The organism is Desulfosarcina sp. (assembly GCF_033791525.1).
GTDB lineage: Bacteria > Desulfobacterota > Desulfobacteria > Desulfobacterales > Desulfosarcinaceae > Desulfosarcina.
Window position 1 is genome coordinate 1 of sequence record NZ_JASJGN010000065.1, and the last position, 17,206, is coordinate 17,206.

Below are 17,206 nucleotides of genomic sequence, written 5' to 3' on the forward strand. Positions count from 1 at the left end.
GGCCGCCTCCTATCCATCTGTCTATATCTGGGACCAGCTATGCTTCCACCTCCTGAAGCCCTAAATGTTAAATGTTCTCTAGCCGGCCGACCATCGGCGGGCCATGGGATCTCCGCCAGTTCGAATCACCAGACGGCGACCCGATACTAAACTTCATCCCAATATACGACGCTGCCGCTAAATGCAAGATAAAAAAATGGAAAACAGCGCGGAAAATAGTCATGCAGAAACCGGCTGATCCAAGGTATAGCGGCTCAGCAGGCTGTCGGCCCAGTAGGGGTTGCCAGAATCGGTGAAGAACCGCTGGAACAGCACCAGGCTGTTGGCTCTCAACACGCCGGCGATCACCGTCAGTTGCGCATCCCGGTATAGCGGAGGCCAAGCGGATCGGTCGCATTCGGTGCCGCCCCCCATCACATCTTCATAAGCATAGACGATCCTGCCGATACCGCTGAGCACGACGGCGGAAAAGCACATGAGGCAAGGTTCCATCGTGCAGTATATCGTTAGCTTCGAACGATCGAGGTGCGGCCCGGTGCCGCAGAGGCGCCTTAGGGCATTGATTTCAGCGTGATCGATCTCATTTCCCGATCCAGCTGCCGTGCCTGTGCGTTGGCCCCGGGCGACCACGGTGTCGCTGTTGGCAATCACACACCCCACGGGAAACTCACCGTCCGCCAGAGCCGTTTGGGCCAGATCAAGCGCCGCCGTCATGAAAATTGTATCTTTTACCGATACGGTCTCCGGCTTCATGCGATCCTACAGGCGCTATCGTCACAAGGGCAGCCGCCGTCAATTTCAAAAGCGTAGACGATCCTGGCCTCCATTGCCGCACGCGTTAATGAAATCGGCGAAAATTCGGTCCGGACCAACTGATGGGCCAAGTTATGCCGAGATGGAATCCGATCGAACCCCGATGCCGTCAGTTTGCCGGTTTCGCCGTCGAGGATGTCCGCCGATTCGCCATTGGTCACCACCACCACCGGGACCTGGTAGGGTGCCACCAACCGGGAGATGGCCAAGGTCGGCCGATAACGGGTCACCAAAGAACCTGGTCCGTATTTAATCACCATTGCCGTGTGATCGTCAACCGTTACCGTAAAGTCGACCCACAGGCGTCCCTTCCGGTTGCCGGCGGCAACGATCAGCAGGTTGCGGGGATGGATATCCGTTTTTGGATAACCTTTGTCCGCCACCAGGAAACGGGCGATTTTCTGGCGATATCGCTCGTCGTGGGTATCTGTCATGATTTCACCGGTGATGAAATCGCCAATCTCTCCCAATATCAAATGATGACCACCCATAATCCACCTTCCCGTCGCCAAGATACCGCTTTACAAAGCCTTTTGTCTGTGAATAGATAAACATCTAAAAATAATACAGCTATTGAAAAATCACAAGCAGAGTGCCATGAACATCCGCGAGCAATTTGAAAAACGCGAAAAGAACTTCATGTCTCCATTCGGCTGCCAGAGCGCCCAGAGCCGTGGGCGGCAACGGCCGGAGGAGGCCTGCACCATCCGCACCGCGTTCCAGGTCGACCGTGACCGCATCGTATACGCCAACGCATTCAGACGGCTGAAGCATAAAACCCAGGTATTCCTCAACCCATTGGGGGACGAGTATCGCACGCGCCTGACCCATACGCTGGAGGTGGCCCAGATTGCCCGCACCATTGCCCGGGCGATGTTTCTCAATGAAGACCTGGCCGAAGCCATCGCCCTGGGACACGATTTGGGACACACCCCATTTGGACACGGCGGAGAAGCGGTGCTTCAAGAGATCCACTCCCCGGGCTTCTCCCATCATAAGCAGAGTCTTCGAGTAGTGGATGTAATCGAAAACAACGGCAACGGGTTAAACCTGACCCACGAGGTTCGCGACGGCATTGTCAAGCATTCCAAAGGCTACGGAAAAATCCTGCCCGATGACCGCAGCGAGCTGGCCTGCACCATTGAGGGTCGCATCGTTCGGATATCCGACATCATGGCCTACCTTAATCACGATCTGGACGATGCCATCCGCAGCGGCGTCATTCGGGAAAACCAGGTGCCGGCCGTCTGCACACGGGTCATCGGCCGGACCCACCAGGAGCGGGCCACCACAATGATCCGTGACCTGATCTTTTCCAGCCGGGCGGTTGAAGGAGAACTAAGGCTTGACATGAGCGAAGAGGTTTTCGGTGCCATGACCACATTACGGGCCTTTCTCTACGAAAACGTTTACCGATCCGTCCAGGTTCACCGGGAATTTGTCAAAGCGAAAAAAATTCTTTCCGAACTTTACACCTACCTGATGGAAAACGAACGCGTGTTAGAAAAAGAACTCACCCGAATGGGCATCGCCGGCTGCCTGAGCAACGGCTCACCACGTGAGCAGGTCGTCTGTGATTTCATCGCCAGCATTACCGATCGCCATGCCCTCGGCCTTTACCAGAAAATCTTTTTCCCCTCACCCACTGTTTGAGGCAATACCGGATCGCCATGGACCTGATCCCCGAACGATTGTTGACCATCAGGCATCGCTATCTCCCTCTGCTGGAACGGCTGGAGACACTTTTTAGCGAGATGGATCAGTCCTATACGGCCGTTGCCGGGCAGTATGGGTTTCAGTGCAACGGTTGTGCGGACAACTGCTGCCTGACCCGATTTTACCACCACACCGTGTTGGAGTATCTGTATCTGATGGAAGGCCTGCGCACCCTTGAACCCGACGCTCGCCATACGATCTATGAAAAGGCGCTGACGGTCAGTGCCGGAATGGCCGACGCCGATCGTCGGGGGGAGACCCCGCGCATCATGTGCCCGCTGAACCGGGAGGAGAGATGCATGCTTTACCGTTTCCGCCCCATGATCTGCCGGCTTCACGGCATTCCCCACGAACTGCGGCGATCAGGCGGCAAACCCATCAAAAATCCGGGCTGCGATTCATTTTTCAATCAGTGCCGCCACGGTGGCCATACCGATTACATTCGATTTGACCGCACCCCCTTTTACCGGCAGATGGCGGGGCTGGAGCAGGAATTGCGAAGAAAAACGGGATATTCCGATAAAATCAAGCTCACCGTCGCCCAGATGCTGGTGTCGATCACGGATAACATTTATGAAATCGATTAAACCCGAAGAGATGGACCGGCTGCCGGGAATACAGCTTAAAAGAACCGATACCTTTAATTTCCGGTGCCACAAGGACCTGACCTGCTTCAACCAGTGCTGCCGGAATCTGAACCTGTTTCTTTACCCCTACGATGTGCTCCGCCTGAAAAAAAGCCTCGATTTGGATTCCGACCGGTTCCTGGAGTCCCATGTGGATGTGGTGCTGCGGAAGGGCAATTATTTCCCAGACGTACTGCTGCGAATGGCCGATAATGAATCCCGGACCTGCCCTTTTTTATGCGACGAGGGATGCACGGTATACTCTGACCGGCCCGACACCTGCAGGACTTTTCCCGTGGAACACGGAATGCTGTTTAACGACCGGCCCGGTGAATCGGAAATCGTCAGCTTTTTCCGGCCGCCGGATTTCTGCCAGGGCCAGCATGAAAACCAGGCCTTGACCCTCGCCCAATGGGCGCAGGATCAACAGGCCGACACTTACAACCAGATGACCGCCCGATGGGCCTCGATCAGAGCGCTGTTTCAAAAAGACCCGTGGGGACCCGAAGGCCTGAACGGCGCCAAAGGGAAAATGGCCTTCATGGCCGCCTACAACATTGACCGGTTCCGCGAATTCGTATTCAAAAGCAGTTTTTTAAAACGGTACCGGGTCAAGCGGACTCTGGCTATAAAGCTCCGCGCCAGCGACCGGGAACTGCTGCTTTTCGGATTTGAATGGATCCGCTATTTCGTCTGGGGCATTCCCTCCAAGAACATCCGCCCCTGACAGTGCACCACAGACAGATAACAAATCCTGGTAACCGTTCACGGTTTACAGTTATCGGTTCACGGTTAAGAAAAACAGAAGACAGAGGATCACTACGGAGTCTTCTTTCGAGAATATAGAAGTTTAGAAAAAAGATTGCAGGTTATCAATAATGTTTCAACCTTTGCATAGTTCATTGAAAAAACGGTGAACTGTGAACCGATAACCGTGAACAGATACGAACCCAGGCACCTGAGTGCTTGAATCCGGATATATCCCTTTTCCTATCAGCCATCAGCTATGAGCTATGAGCTATTTCTTCCCCGCCACCGCCTCGGCAATATTAAAGCAATAGTCGCCGATTTTCTCCAGGTTGGTCAGCAGGTTGACGTAGACCAGCCCCTGATCGAGGCCGCACTCATTGGAGCGCAGTCGCTGGATGTGGTCGTCACGGAATTTTTCGCGCATGGCATCGATAGTGTTTTCGATACTGTCGGCCTGATTCATGAAATTGGCCGGCCGCTGCCGCATGGCGGAGGAGATCAGGTCCATGAACTCGGCCACCTTGTCCACCAGCTTATCCATATCTGCCATGGCCTGTTCGGTGAACGTCAATTTAGTCTCGATCATGTCCTCGATGGCCTGGGCAATATTCTCCACCGAATCGCCGATGCGTTCGATGTTATTGGTCATGCGCATGAGACTGGAAAGTTCCTTGGCCTCGGATTCGCTTAAATCGCTCTGATAGATCCGGGTGAGGTAGGCCATAATCTCGCGCTGCATATCATCCAGGTGGTTTTCTATCTTCCGCCAATTGGATAGCTTCTTATAGTCCCTGTCCGTAATCCGTTTGATTGTCTTTCGAAAAGTATATTTGGCCGTCTCGGCCATGCGCAGGATCTCACTGCGCGCCTCCACGATGGCGGCAATGGGCGTGTCGATGAGCCGGTCGCCGAAATTGGGCAACCGCAGATAGTCGACATCCTTCTTCTCTTTGGGGGACAACATGATGGCAACCTTGATCAGCCAGGGCAGCACCAAAAGAAAAAAGAGGGCGTTGATGACGTTGAACAAGGTATGCCCGTTGGCGATGTAGCGGGCGATGTTGACCTTGTCATCGCCTACGACCTGGTCCACTGGGCCGCTCCCCAGCGCTTGCGTGAACATGTCCACGAATTGAATGAACCAGGGAAAGACGCACAGTATCAGGCCGACCCCCAGAACATTGAACATGGTATGGGCCCGGGCCGCTCGATGGGCATTGATGTTGTTGGAACCGAGGGTGGCCAGTTGGGCGGTAATGGTGGTACCGATGTTCTCCCCCAGCACTAGGGCCATGGCACCTGGAAAGGTCAGCAACCCCTGGCTGGCCAGGGTCATGGTCAGGCCGATGGTAGCCGACGAACTTTGCACCATGAAGGTCAGCCCGGCGCCCACGGCCACGCATAACAACAATCCACCCGCCGAACTGGGGTCGAACTTAATGAAAAAGTCCAAGAACGCCGGATCGCTCTTAATGGGCGAAAGTCCCAGTTTCATGACCGTCATCCCGTAAAAGAGCAGTCCGAATCCCAGAATTACCTCGCCGATATAGCGCGTTTTCTTCTGTTGCGTGAAGTACTTCAGCACCACGCCGATGGCGATGGCAGGCAGGGCCAGTTTGGTCAGCTTGAAAGCGATGAGTTGGGCGGTTACCGTGGTTCCCACGTTGGCGCCGAGGATCATGCCCACCGCCTGCGGCAAGGTCATCAGGCCGGCGGTGACAAAGCCTATCAGCATCACCGTCGTTGCCGACGAAGATTGGACCATGGCTGTGACCACCGCGCCGGTGACAAAACCGACCACCCGGTTGGAAGAAACGGCGCTCAAAATGGATTTAATCCGTTTTCCGGCGGACATCTGGAGTCCGTCGGTCATCATCTTCATACCGAGGATGAACAGGCCAAGGCCCCCGAGGGTCGTAATGAGCACTTTCGTCATTGCCTACTCCATTCTCGTGCCAGGCGACTGGATCCGCACTATCGTTTTAAAACTATAACCATTTAAATATAAATGGAATTATTCTTTAATTCAGTCGGTTCATCCACCCGCTGAAAAGTTGGTCTGTACTTACCATACGCCGTCTATATGTCAAGCGCCAAGGCCCATTGAAGGGTTCGATTCATCTCAACAATCGATCCTTATCGGTCGGATTTCACTTGGGATAGATATCTCAGGGATCGATGGCGTTTCGATATCGACAATTCACTTTGGCGTCTCTAATGGTTTCTCACACCAGCCGATCTGTTAGAGTCGATAGCCAATGGCGTAAAAATCGACATCCTCCGGGTGGACGTATACTTCGGAGATGGCCTTGTCCCGCACCGAAATGCCTGCCCGGTGAACCGATTCCGGGTCTTTGGATACCAGAGGGTGCCAGGCAGCCAGCTCCTTGCCTGCGGACAACCGCCGGTAGGCACAGGTTCTGGGAAGCCAGCGCAGGCGGGGAATCTGTTCTGCGGTCAACACCAGGCAGCCGGGCACCAGCGTGGTCCGGTTGCCGTAGTCGCCACAGCTGCAAGCCTGGACGTCCAGCAGGTAACAGGAGACCCAGGTGTATGTCACTTTTCCCGTTTTGCCATCCTGAAATTTTTGCAGGCAACAACGCCCACAGCCGTCGCACAGGGATTCCCATTGCTCGCGGTTCATCTGCTCCAGCGCCATGGTTTTCCAAAAGGGTTGGTCGATCGCCGGTGGGATAGGGCGCATGGGATGCGGCTTCATCGGCATTGATCCTTTTTCGAGAGATCAGTTATTGATCGCCGGGACGACAGATAGCGATCCCGCTGGGATTTTCCGATTTCCGCCGCCACCTGAAAGGGTCCTATTTTTTTTCTTTTCCAGGCCGTTCGCAGCAAAGCGGTAGCCATGTTCGCAGGCACCCTGGGCTGCTGTGACCGGGGCTTGCGGGTTAACCGGAGAGCCCCGGTGGGACAGGTGGACACGCACAGGCCACAACCGATGCAACGGTGATTGTTCAACTGAACCGCTTTGCCCGTTAACGCCAGCGCACCCATCTGGCAGCGTCCAACGCACAGGCCGCAGCCGGTACAGCCATAGGCATTCAGCTGCACGGCAAAGGGGGCAGCCACCAGATCGCTGGGTCTCGGATAGGTTTTGACGGTGCGCAGTACACCGCAGCAGCACCCGCAGCAACAGCATACCCACGCCGGATCCCGGCTGTTGCTGGGCTGAAGAACCAGCCCGGCGCGATCCGCGGTCTCCAGTAGATCCAGCACCGTCTGCCGGTCCACTTGTCGCCCGATACCCGATTGGATGAAATAGCTGCCAGTATCGCCAAAAGAGATGCACGCGTCAAGGGGGCCGTCGCAACCGTGGCCGGCCAGGCGCCGCTCTTTTCGGCAGATGCAGGGAGAAATCACAAAATGGTCTTTGGTCCGAATCAACGCCGCCGCCGCTTCATGGGGCAGGACCGGCAGCTTGGGATCGATGCTCCGGTTCACCGGGATGGTGCGCATCTGAGGGGCGCGACCCCAGGCGTCGGCATTGAAAAGCACCGGAATATAGGCGGCCATGTCCGCCACCAGCTCGCGGTCCAGGCGATTGACCTGAAATTCCCAGATGCCCACCACAAACTGGCAAGCCATGTACCGAGGCAGTTTCCCCTTGGGTTCATGCTTCAGGATCAGCCCCTTTTGCCACATGGCCGCCAGCATCGTTGCCGCCGTGTCCCGAACCCATCCACAGCGGTAGGCAACGACCTGGGCCGTCTCCGGGATCAGCGTCAAATGGCAGGCCAACCGGGCCTCGGGTTCCATGAACAGACGCTTTAAAATACGTAATTCCAGGCCGTCCGGGGTAGACGGGAACCCCCCGGGAAGTCGATCCAAATGCTTGGCCAGTTTATGGTATACCGAGTTTTCCATACGCTGGAGCCTTAGCATGAATCCGCTCGGTGGAAAAAGGAAAATCCATTGACGATTGCTTTTGGCGCAGAAACGCTTAAGTTTTTAGGCAACTTTAGGTCAAATCCACCTGCCGGAAAACCCGGCATGGGTATCCCTTTCAGGAGAAGCACTGTGAGACGCCAAGCAAACCCCCTTCCCCGCCTTGCCCTGATATACCTGTTGGTCTTGGCCGTGATGCATGGCATTGTCGGTGCAGTGACGGCAACGGATTCAACCGCGGTCCACGATCTGACCATCCGCCTGGTTCCCGAAAAATCAGAACTGGAAGGCCTGGACCAGATCCGTATCCTGCGATCGGAAAACGGCCCCGTCCACCTGGTTCTTTCTCCCCGCGCCCGAATCCAGTCCGTTCGAATAGATGGCCATGATCACCCCTATACATTTAATCGGGGACGGTTGACCGTGAACCCGGATCACAGCGAATCGACCCTGAACGTGGATCTGAGCCTTCAATATACCTGCCGGTTCGACGATCCTGCGCCGGTGCGCCCCGTGAACACTGATAATCCGGGGTACGGGGTCAGCGGCACGATCTCCGCTTCGGGAACCTTTCTCCTGTCCGGCGCAGGCTGGTACCCTCGGGTGGCTGATGCCAGGCAGTCATTTTTGTTGACCGTGGACGGACCCGATAAAACGGTGGCGGTCACCGCCGGCCGGCGCCTGGGCATCGACCACCAGGGTGCAAGAACGGTCAGCCGCTGGCAAATCGATAATCCGTTGGAGGGACTGAGCCTTTCCGCCGGCCCCTATGTGGTCGAGAAACGGACACTGAACGGGCTGACCGCCGCCACCTACTTTTTCCCGGCAAATCAGGTTCTGGCGCCGCGTTATCTGGAGGCCTCCCTGCGCCACCTGAAACGGTATAACGATCTTTTTGGGGCCTACCCCTTTGATGAATTTGCAGTTGCCGAGAACTTTTTCCCCACCGGTTACGGCTTTCCCGGTTACACCCTCATGGGCGGAAGGGTCCTGCGACTGCCATTCATACCGGAAACAAGCTTGCCCCACGAAATCGTTCACAGCTGGTGGGGCAACGGGGTTTTGGTAGACGTCGCCTCGGGCAACTGGTGCGAGGGCCTTGCGTCCTACACAGCTGATTATCTGATCAAAGAACAGACATCATCCCATGCGGCAGCGGACTACCGGCGCCAGGCCCTGCGCAACTATGCGACCCTGGTATCACCAACAACCGACTTCCCCCTCAGTCGTTTCCGGAGCCGCACCGATCCGGCCACCAAGGCCGTGGGCTATGATAAATCCGCCATGGTCTTCCACATGCTGCGCAAGGAAGTGGGCGAGGCTGCGTTCTGGGCTGCACTGCGTGATCTTTATGGGCAATTCCGGTTCAAACACGCTTCATGGAAGAATCTGCAGGAGCGCTTTGAAAAGCAAACTGGACGATCCCTGGATTCGTTCTTCCGGCAATGGGTCTACCGCCAGGGTGCCCCTCAGATAAGGCTGGAAAATGTCCGGCTGGTTGAGGGCAGCCAAGGATATCGGACGGTCGGTCGTCTGGTCCAGGACACACCCTTATACGACGTTACGCTGGAACTGGCCCTGGACACCGATGAGGGACCGGTGGGTCAGTCGATCCGCTTGTCCGACCGACTGACGGAATTTGAAATCACCAGCCCCACGCGCCCCCGGTCGCTCACCGCCGACCCTGATCATCACCTTTTCCGGAGACTCAGCCCTGAAGAGATGCCCCCCACAGTCAACACCATGCGAGGCTCAACATCCGTCGTGATGGTGATTGCGGATCGCCTGGGTCAGCGCGGCGACGCCATCGCCCTTCATTTCTCCGAAGCCATGGGATGGGACAACGTCCGAATGGTTCAAGAAGCCGATTTTATTGCAGCGCAGGCCGAGGCTGTCAATCTGTTGTTCATCGGCCTGCCCGGTCAACCGGAGGTGCTAGGACTGTTTCCTCGGGACCTGGCACTGGCACCCAAGGCCTTTGACGCAGGTGGACAGCATTTCGACGGATCGGGGGATGTGCTGTTCGCTGTGGCCCGACATCCCGAACATCCCGGCAAGAACGTCGCCCTGCTGCACACGCTCTCTACGGAGGCGGCCGATCAGGCAGCACTGAAAATTCCCCATTACGGCCGTTACAGCTACCTGGCCTTCAGCGATGGACAAAACCGGGTCAAGGGCACGTGGGAAATCAATGCTTCGCCGGTAATGGTCCGCTTGAACCCAGACCCACCCAATAACCAAGGAGCCCCGCCATGACGATCTTTCGCCGCAAACCGATCATGGGTTTACTGGCATTCTCGATCCTCCTGCTGGCAGCCACCTGCCGCGAACCCGAACAGGCAGCCCCGCTGAACCTGTTTGATCTTCAGACGCGGCAGTCCATAGCCGGCGTACAGGCCGTGGACGCACTGAAAAGCGCCCGCCTGGTATTGGTGGGCGAACACCATACCGATCCGAGCCACCACGAGGCTCAGCTGCAGGTCATCCGGACGCTGAACGCGCAACCGGTTCCCGTTTCCATCGGGTTGGAGATGTTTCGCAAGGATAGCCAGGCCGCACTGGATCAATGGGTGGCCGGCGAGTTGGATGAAACAGCCTTCGAAAAGATCTATCTGGACAACTGGAATTTTCCCTGGCCACTTTACCGGAGCATCTTCGTCTACGCCCGAGAAAAGAGGATTCCCATGGTTGGTCTGAATGTCTCCCGGGACATCACCCGGCAGGTGGCCCAGCAGGGATTTGCTTCACTTTCCAATCAGCAGCGGGGAGAACTGGGGGGTGTCACCTGCAATGTGACCCGTGAGTATCGGGATTTTATCCGCAGTGCCTTCGGTGCCCACGGCCACGGCAACATGGATTTCATCCGTTTTTGCGAAGCCCAGCTGGTCTGGGACACGGCCATGGCCATCAACAGCCTCAACCACCTGGAGCAGCACCCTGATCGGGTCATGGTTCTGCTGGCCGGATCGGGCCATGCGCGCAAAATGGGAATTCCCTACCAGATAAAGAGCCGATTGCCGATTCCGGCCACCGTGCTGCTGCCCCATACCCCGGACATCTTCGAGCCCGCTACACTGACCGGCGCCGATGCGGATTTCATCATCATGCCCTGAAGAACATGGGCGCCGGCGCCGACACCCATGTTTCTTCCCCTAAACCCCTTCAACCATGAGCCAATTCACAGATGCTAACAATTTTTTATGGGTGAAGCTGATCACAGGATAATAGGAGCGTTTTCATACATCCAAGGTGAGCGGAATAGGGGCCGTTGAACAGCTGTTGAAAAGGGAGGGGGCACTGGCCTGTTGAATGTCGCCAAGAGCCCCCTGATTTGAGTTTGGACGGTTGAGCGTCAGGCCAGCCTGCGGGAGCCGGCTGTCTTTTGCATTTTGAATTTCTTATGAAACTTGAGCACTTTTTTGATGTAGCGCTGTGTGGCCTTGAACGGAGGGATCCCCTCATAGTTTCGAACGTGGCGTGATCCGGCATTGTAGGCAGCCAGGGCCAGCTGCACATCACCATCGAACCGATCGAGCAGTGACCTGAAATAGCGGACACCGCCATCAATATTCTCCTCCGGGTCATAGATATCCTCGACACCCAGGGATTTGGCGGTGGACGGCATGAGTTGCATCAGTCCCCGGGCCCCTTTTTTCGATTTGGCCTTCGGATTGTAGCCGGATTCCGCAAGAATGATGGCCCGGATCAGGTGCGGGTCCACTTCGTATCGCCCGGCCACCTGAATGATAATTCCGTGGAATGGAATGGATTCGTTGGGCAAGCCCCCATCCGGTACCGGTGATATTTTCGTAAGCGTGTCGACCCGGACCGGATCCGCCTCGATTTCCGGGAAAGCCAGACACACATCGAATACCGGCGGCGTCCAGGCCATTTCAATATCCGGAAATGTCCAGGCCGCGTCAAAGGCCAGCATCACCGGGGTCGCTTCAATGACCTGAACATCGGACTCGGGTTTTGATGCCAGTTCAAGCGGTACCGGAGGCTGAGGCATGGCCAGCACAGGGGTGGCATACACTTCAATGTCAGCTTGTTTGGTGAAGGTACAGGCGACGGTAAGCAAGAAGGTGCAGACGGCGACAGTAACGAAAAAAACGAAAACATCTTTCAATTGGGAAAGCAGATGAGGGTGTTGATTATCTGGGTTCATAAAAATTCACATTAGTAAGGGTTGACCGAAAATCTGCAACGCCTCGCGTCGAACTTAAGCGATTATTAAGCAAATAGAATGCCGAAACATCCCTAAATGAGCAATTCTATATATGATTCAAAGCAGTTAGATAGTAACCCGTGCGGGTCTTAAACATTCCGGAGTGAAAACCGTTCATCATAAACTATGACATTTGCACCACATTGTGAAATGGATTTCCTATTAATCTTTCCCCGTGGCGTGCCGCAGGGTATGCGCTCCCTGTCACGGTTCAGGCGCTTGCCCAATAAGCCCAAAAAAGCCATCGTACCACTATATAGTGTACGAAAAATCATATCGACAGACTACATGGAGTATAGGCAAGGCACGCTATAGGGTTTTTCGGACAACCTGTCAAGGACCGAAAGCACACTAAAGAAGCGGTCTTAGTCTCGGGAAATGAATCAGTAGACCGAGACTGCAATGATAACATCAAAGAGGCGGCATACTCCCAGATACCAACCATTCATTTACGTTGGGGTCTGAATCGTATGGCAGCAATGCTAAATACCCAGGTAGGCCTTTTTCACGTCTTCATTGGCCAGCAGTCTGTCAGCGGCATCGGAAAGGGTAATCCGGCCGTTTTCCATGACGTATCCACGGTGGGCGACCTTCAGGGCAAGATTGGCGTTTTGTTCCACGAGAAAAATGGTGGTGTTATTTTCGCTGTTAATTTTCCTAATGATTTCAAATATCTGTTTTACGATCAACGGAGCCAGCCCCAGAGAGGGTTCGTCCAGCAACAGCAGGCGGGGTCGAGCCATCAGGGCTCGGGAAATCGCCAGCATCTGCTGCTCGCCGCCGCTCAAGGTGCCGCCGGCCTGGTTGCGCCGTTCCGCCAGGATGGGAAACAGGCCGAACACATAGTCCAGGTCCGATTTAATGCTATCCTTGTCATTCCTGAGAAACGCTCCCATATCCAGATTTTCCAGCACGGTCAGATAGGGGAAAATTCGCCGGCCTTCCGGCACCTGACTGATTCCCATGGAGACGATCTTGTCGGGGTTTACCCGGGTGATGGATTCGCCCATGAAGCGGACGTCACCGGTGCGCGGGGGTACAATGCCGGAAATGGACATCAACGTTGTGGTCTTGCCGGCACCATTGGCACCGATCAGGGTGATGATCTCTCCCTCTTTCACCTCTAAACTGACGCCCTTCAATGCTTGGATATTGCCGTAATAGGTATGAATACCATCCAGGTTAAGCATCGATTTCCTCTCCGAGATAAGCCTTGATTACGGCCGGATTTTTGCGAATCTCTTCAGGAGTGCCCTGGGCGATCTTCTTGCCGTAATCCATGACGAAAATGCGGTCCGACAGACTCATGACCAGTTTCATGTCGTGTTCGATGAGCAGGATCGAAATGCCTTCGGTGTCGCGGATTCTGATGATCAGTTCATCCAATTCGTGCGTTTCCTGTGGATTCATGCCGGCGGCCGGTTCATCCAGAAGCAGCATGAACGGATCGGTGGCCATGGCCCGGGCAATTTCCAGGCGCCGCTGGGCTCCGTAAGGCAGGTTCTTGGCGAAATCATTGACGTACTTTTCAAGGCCGATTTTTTTCAGGATCGTATAGCTTTTCTGAATCACCGCCTCCTCTTCACGGCGGGTGGAGGCGCCCCTGAATACCGCCCCTAAAATGCCGGCTTTCATGCGGCAGTGACAGCCGATCATGACGTTTTCCAGCACGGTCATGTTATGAAAGAGGCGGATATTCTGAAACGTCCGGGCCAGTCCCTTTTCGGTAACTTTATTGGGCTTGATCCCGTTGATCCGCTGGGGCCGTCCATTTTTAGGCGGAGAAATCAGTACATCACCCCCGGTGGGATCGTACATCCCGGTGATGCAGTTGAAAAACGTGGTCTTGCCCGCTCCGTTGGGGCCGATCAGGGCCACGATTTGGCCCTGGTAAACATCCAGATCGACCTTGTCCAAAGCCCGGAGTCCGCCAAATTTCATTGTCAGCTGTTTAACGTCGAGTATCGGTTCCATATCCATATCTGTTCAAGTAATGACCCTTGTGCGACCCTTCTTTCGCATTGCATGCATACCGTCATCACGGGCGGCAAGACGAAAATATTAGGCCGTCTCTTTATATTGATACGTTCGCCGGACCGTTTCCACGATACCCCCGGGCCGGAACACCATCATCACCACGAGCACCGCGCCGAATGCCAGTATGCGGTATTCCGAGAGAAAACGAAGGTATTCGGGCAGTAGAATCAAGACAAAGGCGCCGACGATGACTCCCACGATGGATCCCATGCCCCCCAAAACCACCACGCACAGGATATTGATCGATTCCCAGAGGGTAAAGCTGGCCGGATTGATAAAGGTGGTTTTGGCCGCAAAGATGACTCCGGCAAAACCGGCCCAGGTCGCCCCTAGCGCAAACGCCATGAGCTTGGTTTTGCGTTTGTCGATGCCCATGGCCTGACAGGCCACCTCATCCTCACGCAGGGCAATCCAGGCCCTGCCGATCCTTGAATCCTGCAGCCGATTGACCACAAAAATAGTGAACAAGCTCATCCCAATCATCAGGAAATAGACATAGATGGTGACCTGTCCGAGGTTCATCTCCACACCGAAAAATCCCGGCCGGGGGATGTTGGCGATACCGCTGGGTCCGAAAGAAAATTCGTTCCAGTTTTCCATGATCAGGCGGATGATCTCCCCGAAGCCCAGGGTGACGATGGCCAGATAATCCCCCCGTAGCCGCAGCACGGGAAACCCCAGGATAATACCGAACAGGGCCGCCAGTCCGGCGCCGATCCCCAGGGCGCTCCAGAAACCAAACCCAAAATGGTAGTTCAGCAGGGCGTAGGAGTAGGCGCCTACGCAGTAAAAGGCGGCATAGCCCAGGTCTAAGAGGCCGGCGACACCAACCACGATGTTCAATCCCAGACCCAACAACACATAGATCATGGCGGTAATCATGATGTTGGTCTGATAGAGGGAAAAAACGAATGGAAAGGCCAGGGCCAAAATGCTGACAATGAACAACGCAGGAATGGTGAAACGCCGATTATTAAGCAGGCGCTGGCTCAGCGTCACCCGGGCGACGCCATCGACCTCCGTTTCTTGAATGCCCTGTTCCTTCCGACGAATCAGGTAGCGCCAGAGGGCACTCAGCACGAAGCTGCCGACACCCACGAGAAACAGGTTGGCCCAGCGCCACTGGATGATGTTTTCCACCGTGTTGACCTGGATCACCATGATGGGGAAGGTCAAAAACATGAACCAGAGAGATACAAATAATGATTTTTTAAGTTCGTTTACAAGCATGTGGTATTTTATCTCGATACGCAGGTGGCCGACGGGTTGTGGTTACCAGCCACAGTAAATATTAAAATGCCCTTATACCTTTTCCGCAGTTGACCGGCCCAGAATGCCCGCCGGCCTGAAAATCAGAATCAAAACCAGAAAAATAAAGGCGAACACATCCTCGTAGTCGCTGGAGATATATCCGGTGAAAAAAGACTCTGTCCATCCGAGCACCAGAGAGCCCAGCACCGCACCGGGAATGGAGCCGATGCCGCCCAGCACCGCCGCCACGAAGGCTTTGATGCCGGCGATAAAGCCGATGTAAAAATTGACCTGGCCGATGTGCGAAGCGATCAGCACCCCGCCGATGGCAGCCGTGGCGGAGCCGATAATGAATGTCACCGATATCACCCAGTTGACATTCACCCCCACCAACATGGCCATATCGCGATCCTGGGCCGTAGCCCGCATGGCTTTGCCGATTTTAGAAAATTTGATCAGAATCGTCAGCAGGACCATGACGATAGCGGTCGTGATCAGGATCACCAGTTCCGGCGATCCGATGATGTGAGCATAGGGCTCCATGAATTCGAAATCGGGGATCAGTCCGGGAAAGGGCATAAAATCAGACGTCTGGGCCAAAAGCACATAGTTCTGCAGGAACAGGGACATGCCGATGGCACTGATCAGGGCCGACAGCCGGGGGGCTTTGCGCAAGGGCTTGTAGGCGATCTTCTCCATCGTGTAGCCGTAGGCCGATGAATAGACCACGGCAACCCCGGCGGCGATCAGCAGGATAGCGATCTGGTTCCAGCCCAGCATGGTCAGCACGCTGATCACGATCAGGGCGGTGAAGGCGCCGATCATATAGATTTCGCCATGGGCAAAGTTGATCAGCTGCACGATCCCGTAGACCATGGTGTAACCGAGGGCAATCAGCGCATAGATGCTGCCCCGGGTGAGCCCGCCCAGAAAAAGCTCGAAAAAATATTCCATTTTATAGAACCATATTCAGTAAAAGGATACCGCCCGGGCATTGGCATTCGGGCGATGAAGGGAGCCGTTCAGAAAAATCAGGGGCCAGACGCGTGGTTGTCTGCCCCCTGATTGATCATGCAATCGCTTGCCCTACTTCAATTCAACGTAGGCACCATCTTTAACCTGGTACATGGAGAATCCCACGCCGATGGCATCACCACGATCGTCAAATCGGATTTTGCCCAGCGGTGTATCCACATCCTTGGTCCGAAGGGCGTTGGTCACCGCGGCATAATCGGTGCTGCCGGCCTGCTCGATGGCGTTGAGCAGGGCAATGGCGGCCGAGTAAGCATTCAGGTAGAATGCACCCGGATCGGAACCGTAGGCTTTTTTGTGGGCCTCGTTTGCGGCGATAGCCATGGGGTTGCTGGAAACGTCCCTGGGACCGGTGGCGTAAACGCCCTCGGCATATTTCTGGGCCACTTTGATAAAGGTGTCATCCTTGACGCCGTCATCGGAGATGAAGATGGTGTCCATTCTCTTTTTGCGCATCTGGCTTACGATCTTTGAGGCTTCGGGATGATAGCCGCCGAAAATGACTGCCTCGGCCCCACTTTTCTTGATTTTCTGGACGACGGCAGTGTAGTCCACAGCACCGGGGGTGATGCCTTCATAAAAGACGACTTCCGCCCGGGAATCGGCTTCCAGGAATGACTTGGCGAACTCGGCCAGACCCTTGCCGTAATCACCCTTGTCGTGCAGCACGGCAATTTTTTTCAGCTTGAGGACATCCAGCGCGAAGTCCACTTCCAGGCGAGCCTGGGCATCATCGGAAGCGATGGTACGAAAAAAGTTGGGGTAGTCGCCGCTCTGCGTCAGCGCGGGGTTGGTGGCAGATGGAGACATGACCGGAATACTGGAGTCTTTGTAAATACCCATAGCCGCC

16 protein-coding genes are annotated in these 17,206 nt (G+C 55.2%); 5 read left to right on the top strand and 11 right to left on the bottom strand.

Features of this window, described 5'->3' with window-relative positions; all coding sequences use genetic code 11:
- Window positions 1-219: 219 nt before the first annotated feature.
- Both QNK41_RS03230 and QNK41_RS03235 read right to left on the bottom strand, forming a co-directional pair.
- Window positions 220-753: a nucleoside deaminase gene (locus QNK41_RS03230; RefSeq protein ID WP_319253690.1), complete on the bottom strand. Its 534-nt coding sequence runs from the start codon at window positions 751-753 to the stop codon at window positions 220-222.
- A complete protein-coding gene (locus QNK41_RS03235) occupies window positions 750-1,304 on the bottom strand; it encodes a type I restriction enzyme HsdR N-terminal domain-containing protein (RefSeq protein WP_319253692.1) in 555 nt (184 codons plus the stop codon). The genes QNK41_RS03230 and QNK41_RS03235 overlap by 4 nt, the downstream gene beginning before the upstream one ends.
- A gap of 106 nt (window positions 1,305-1,410) precedes the next feature.
- Here QNK41_RS03235 and QNK41_RS03240 point away from each other — a divergent pair, with 106 nt between their 5' ends.
- Genes QNK41_RS03240 through QNK41_RS03250 form a run of 3 tightly spaced genes read left to right on the top strand, consistent with a single transcriptional unit; the run spans window position 1,411 to window position 3,882 of the window.
- Window positions 1,411-2,466 carry a deoxyguanosinetriphosphate triphosphohydrolase gene (locus QNK41_RS03240; RefSeq protein ID WP_319253694.1) on the top strand — a complete coding sequence of 352 codons (1,056 nt, stop codon included), beginning with the start codon at window positions 1,411-1,413 and terminating at the stop codon, window positions 2,464-2,466.
- A gap of 17 nt (window positions 2,467-2,483) precedes the next feature.
- Window positions 2,484-3,116 carry a hypothetical protein gene (locus tag QNK41_RS03245; protein ID WP_319253696.1) on the top strand — a complete coding sequence of 211 codons (633 nt, stop codon included), beginning with the start codon at window positions 2,484-2,486 and terminating at the stop codon, window positions 3,114-3,116.
- On the top strand, window positions 3,103-3,882 hold the full coding sequence (locus QNK41_RS03250; protein ID WP_319253698.1) for a YkgJ family cysteine cluster protein: 780 nt from the start codon (window positions 3,103-3,105) through the stop codon (window positions 3,880-3,882). The genes QNK41_RS03245 and QNK41_RS03250 overlap by 14 nt, the downstream gene beginning before the upstream one ends.
- A gap of 291 nt (window positions 3,883-4,173) precedes the next feature.
- On the opposite strand, the gene QNK41_RS03255 is transcribed toward QNK41_RS03250, so the two are convergent.
- From QNK41_RS03255 to QNK41_RS03265, 3 genes are all read right to left on the bottom strand, one after another.
- Window positions 4,174-5,841 carry a Na/Pi cotransporter family protein gene (locus tag QNK41_RS03255; RefSeq protein WP_319253700.1) on the bottom strand — a complete coding sequence of 556 codons (1,668 nt, stop codon included), beginning with the start codon at window positions 5,839-5,841 and terminating at the stop codon, window positions 4,174-4,176.
- Between the two features lie 306 nt (window positions 5,842-6,147).
- Window positions 6,148-6,624 (bottom strand): YcgN family cysteine cluster protein, encoded by a 477-nt coding sequence (locus QNK41_RS03260; RefSeq protein ID WP_319253702.1) that lies wholly within the window; start codon window positions 6,622-6,624, stop codon window positions 6,148-6,150.
- A complete protein-coding gene (locus tag QNK41_RS03265) occupies window positions 6,621-7,787 on the bottom strand; it encodes an ATP-binding protein (RefSeq protein ID WP_319253704.1) in 1,167 nt (388 codons plus the stop codon). The genes QNK41_RS03260 and QNK41_RS03265 overlap by 4 nt, the downstream gene beginning before the upstream one ends.
- 153 nt (window positions 7,788-7,940) lie before the next feature.
- On the opposite strand from QNK41_RS03265, the gene QNK41_RS03270 reads away from it, so the two are divergent.
- Both QNK41_RS03270 and QNK41_RS03275 read left to right on the top strand, forming a co-directional pair.
- Window positions 7,941-10,064, top strand: coding sequence for a M1 family metallopeptidase (locus tag QNK41_RS03270; RefSeq protein ID WP_319253706.1), 2,124 nt, complete (start codon window positions 7,941-7,943; stop codon window positions 10,062-10,064).
- Window positions 10,061-10,921 carry a ChaN family lipoprotein gene (locus QNK41_RS03275; RefSeq protein WP_319253708.1) on the top strand — a complete coding sequence of 287 codons (861 nt, stop codon included), beginning with the start codon at window positions 10,061-10,063 and terminating at the stop codon, window positions 10,919-10,921. Before QNK41_RS03270 ends, QNK41_RS03275 begins: the two co-directional genes overlap by 4 nt.
- Before the next feature lie 239 nt (window positions 10,922-11,160).
- On the opposite strand, the gene QNK41_RS03280 is transcribed toward QNK41_RS03275, so the two are convergent.
- The 6 genes from QNK41_RS03280 to QNK41_RS03305 all read right to left on the bottom strand — a co-directional run.
- Complete coding sequence (locus QNK41_RS03280; protein ID WP_319253710.1) at window positions 11,161-11,976, bottom strand: lytic transglycosylase domain-containing protein; 816 nt, start codon at window positions 11,974-11,976, stop codon at window positions 11,161-11,163.
- A 542-nt stretch (window positions 11,977-12,518) separates the two neighbouring features.
- Complete coding sequence (locus QNK41_RS03285; protein WP_319253712.1) at window positions 12,519-13,226, bottom strand: ABC transporter ATP-binding protein; 708 nt, start codon at window positions 13,224-13,226, stop codon at window positions 12,519-12,521.
- Window positions 13,219-14,010, bottom strand: coding sequence for an ABC transporter ATP-binding protein (locus QNK41_RS03290; protein WP_319253714.1), 792 nt, complete (start codon window positions 14,008-14,010; stop codon window positions 13,219-13,221). Before QNK41_RS03290 ends, QNK41_RS03285 begins: the two co-directional genes overlap by 8 nt.
- Before the next feature lie 87 nt (window positions 14,011-14,097).
- Window positions 14,098-15,303: an ABC transporter permease subunit gene (locus tag QNK41_RS03295; RefSeq protein ID WP_319253716.1), complete on the bottom strand. Its 1,206-nt coding sequence runs from the start codon at window positions 15,301-15,303 to the stop codon at window positions 14,098-14,100.
- A gap of 72 nt (window positions 15,304-15,375) precedes the next feature.
- Window positions 15,376-16,278, bottom strand: a complete 903-nt coding sequence (locus tag QNK41_RS03300) for an ABC transporter permease subunit (protein ID WP_319253718.1) — start codon at window positions 16,276-16,278, stop codon at window positions 15,376-15,378.
- Between the two features lie 132 nt (window positions 16,279-16,410).
- The coding region (locus tag QNK41_RS03305) for a branched-chain amino acid ABC transporter substrate-binding protein (protein WP_319253720.1) at window positions 16,411-17,206 on the bottom strand (796 nt) is incomplete at its 5' end.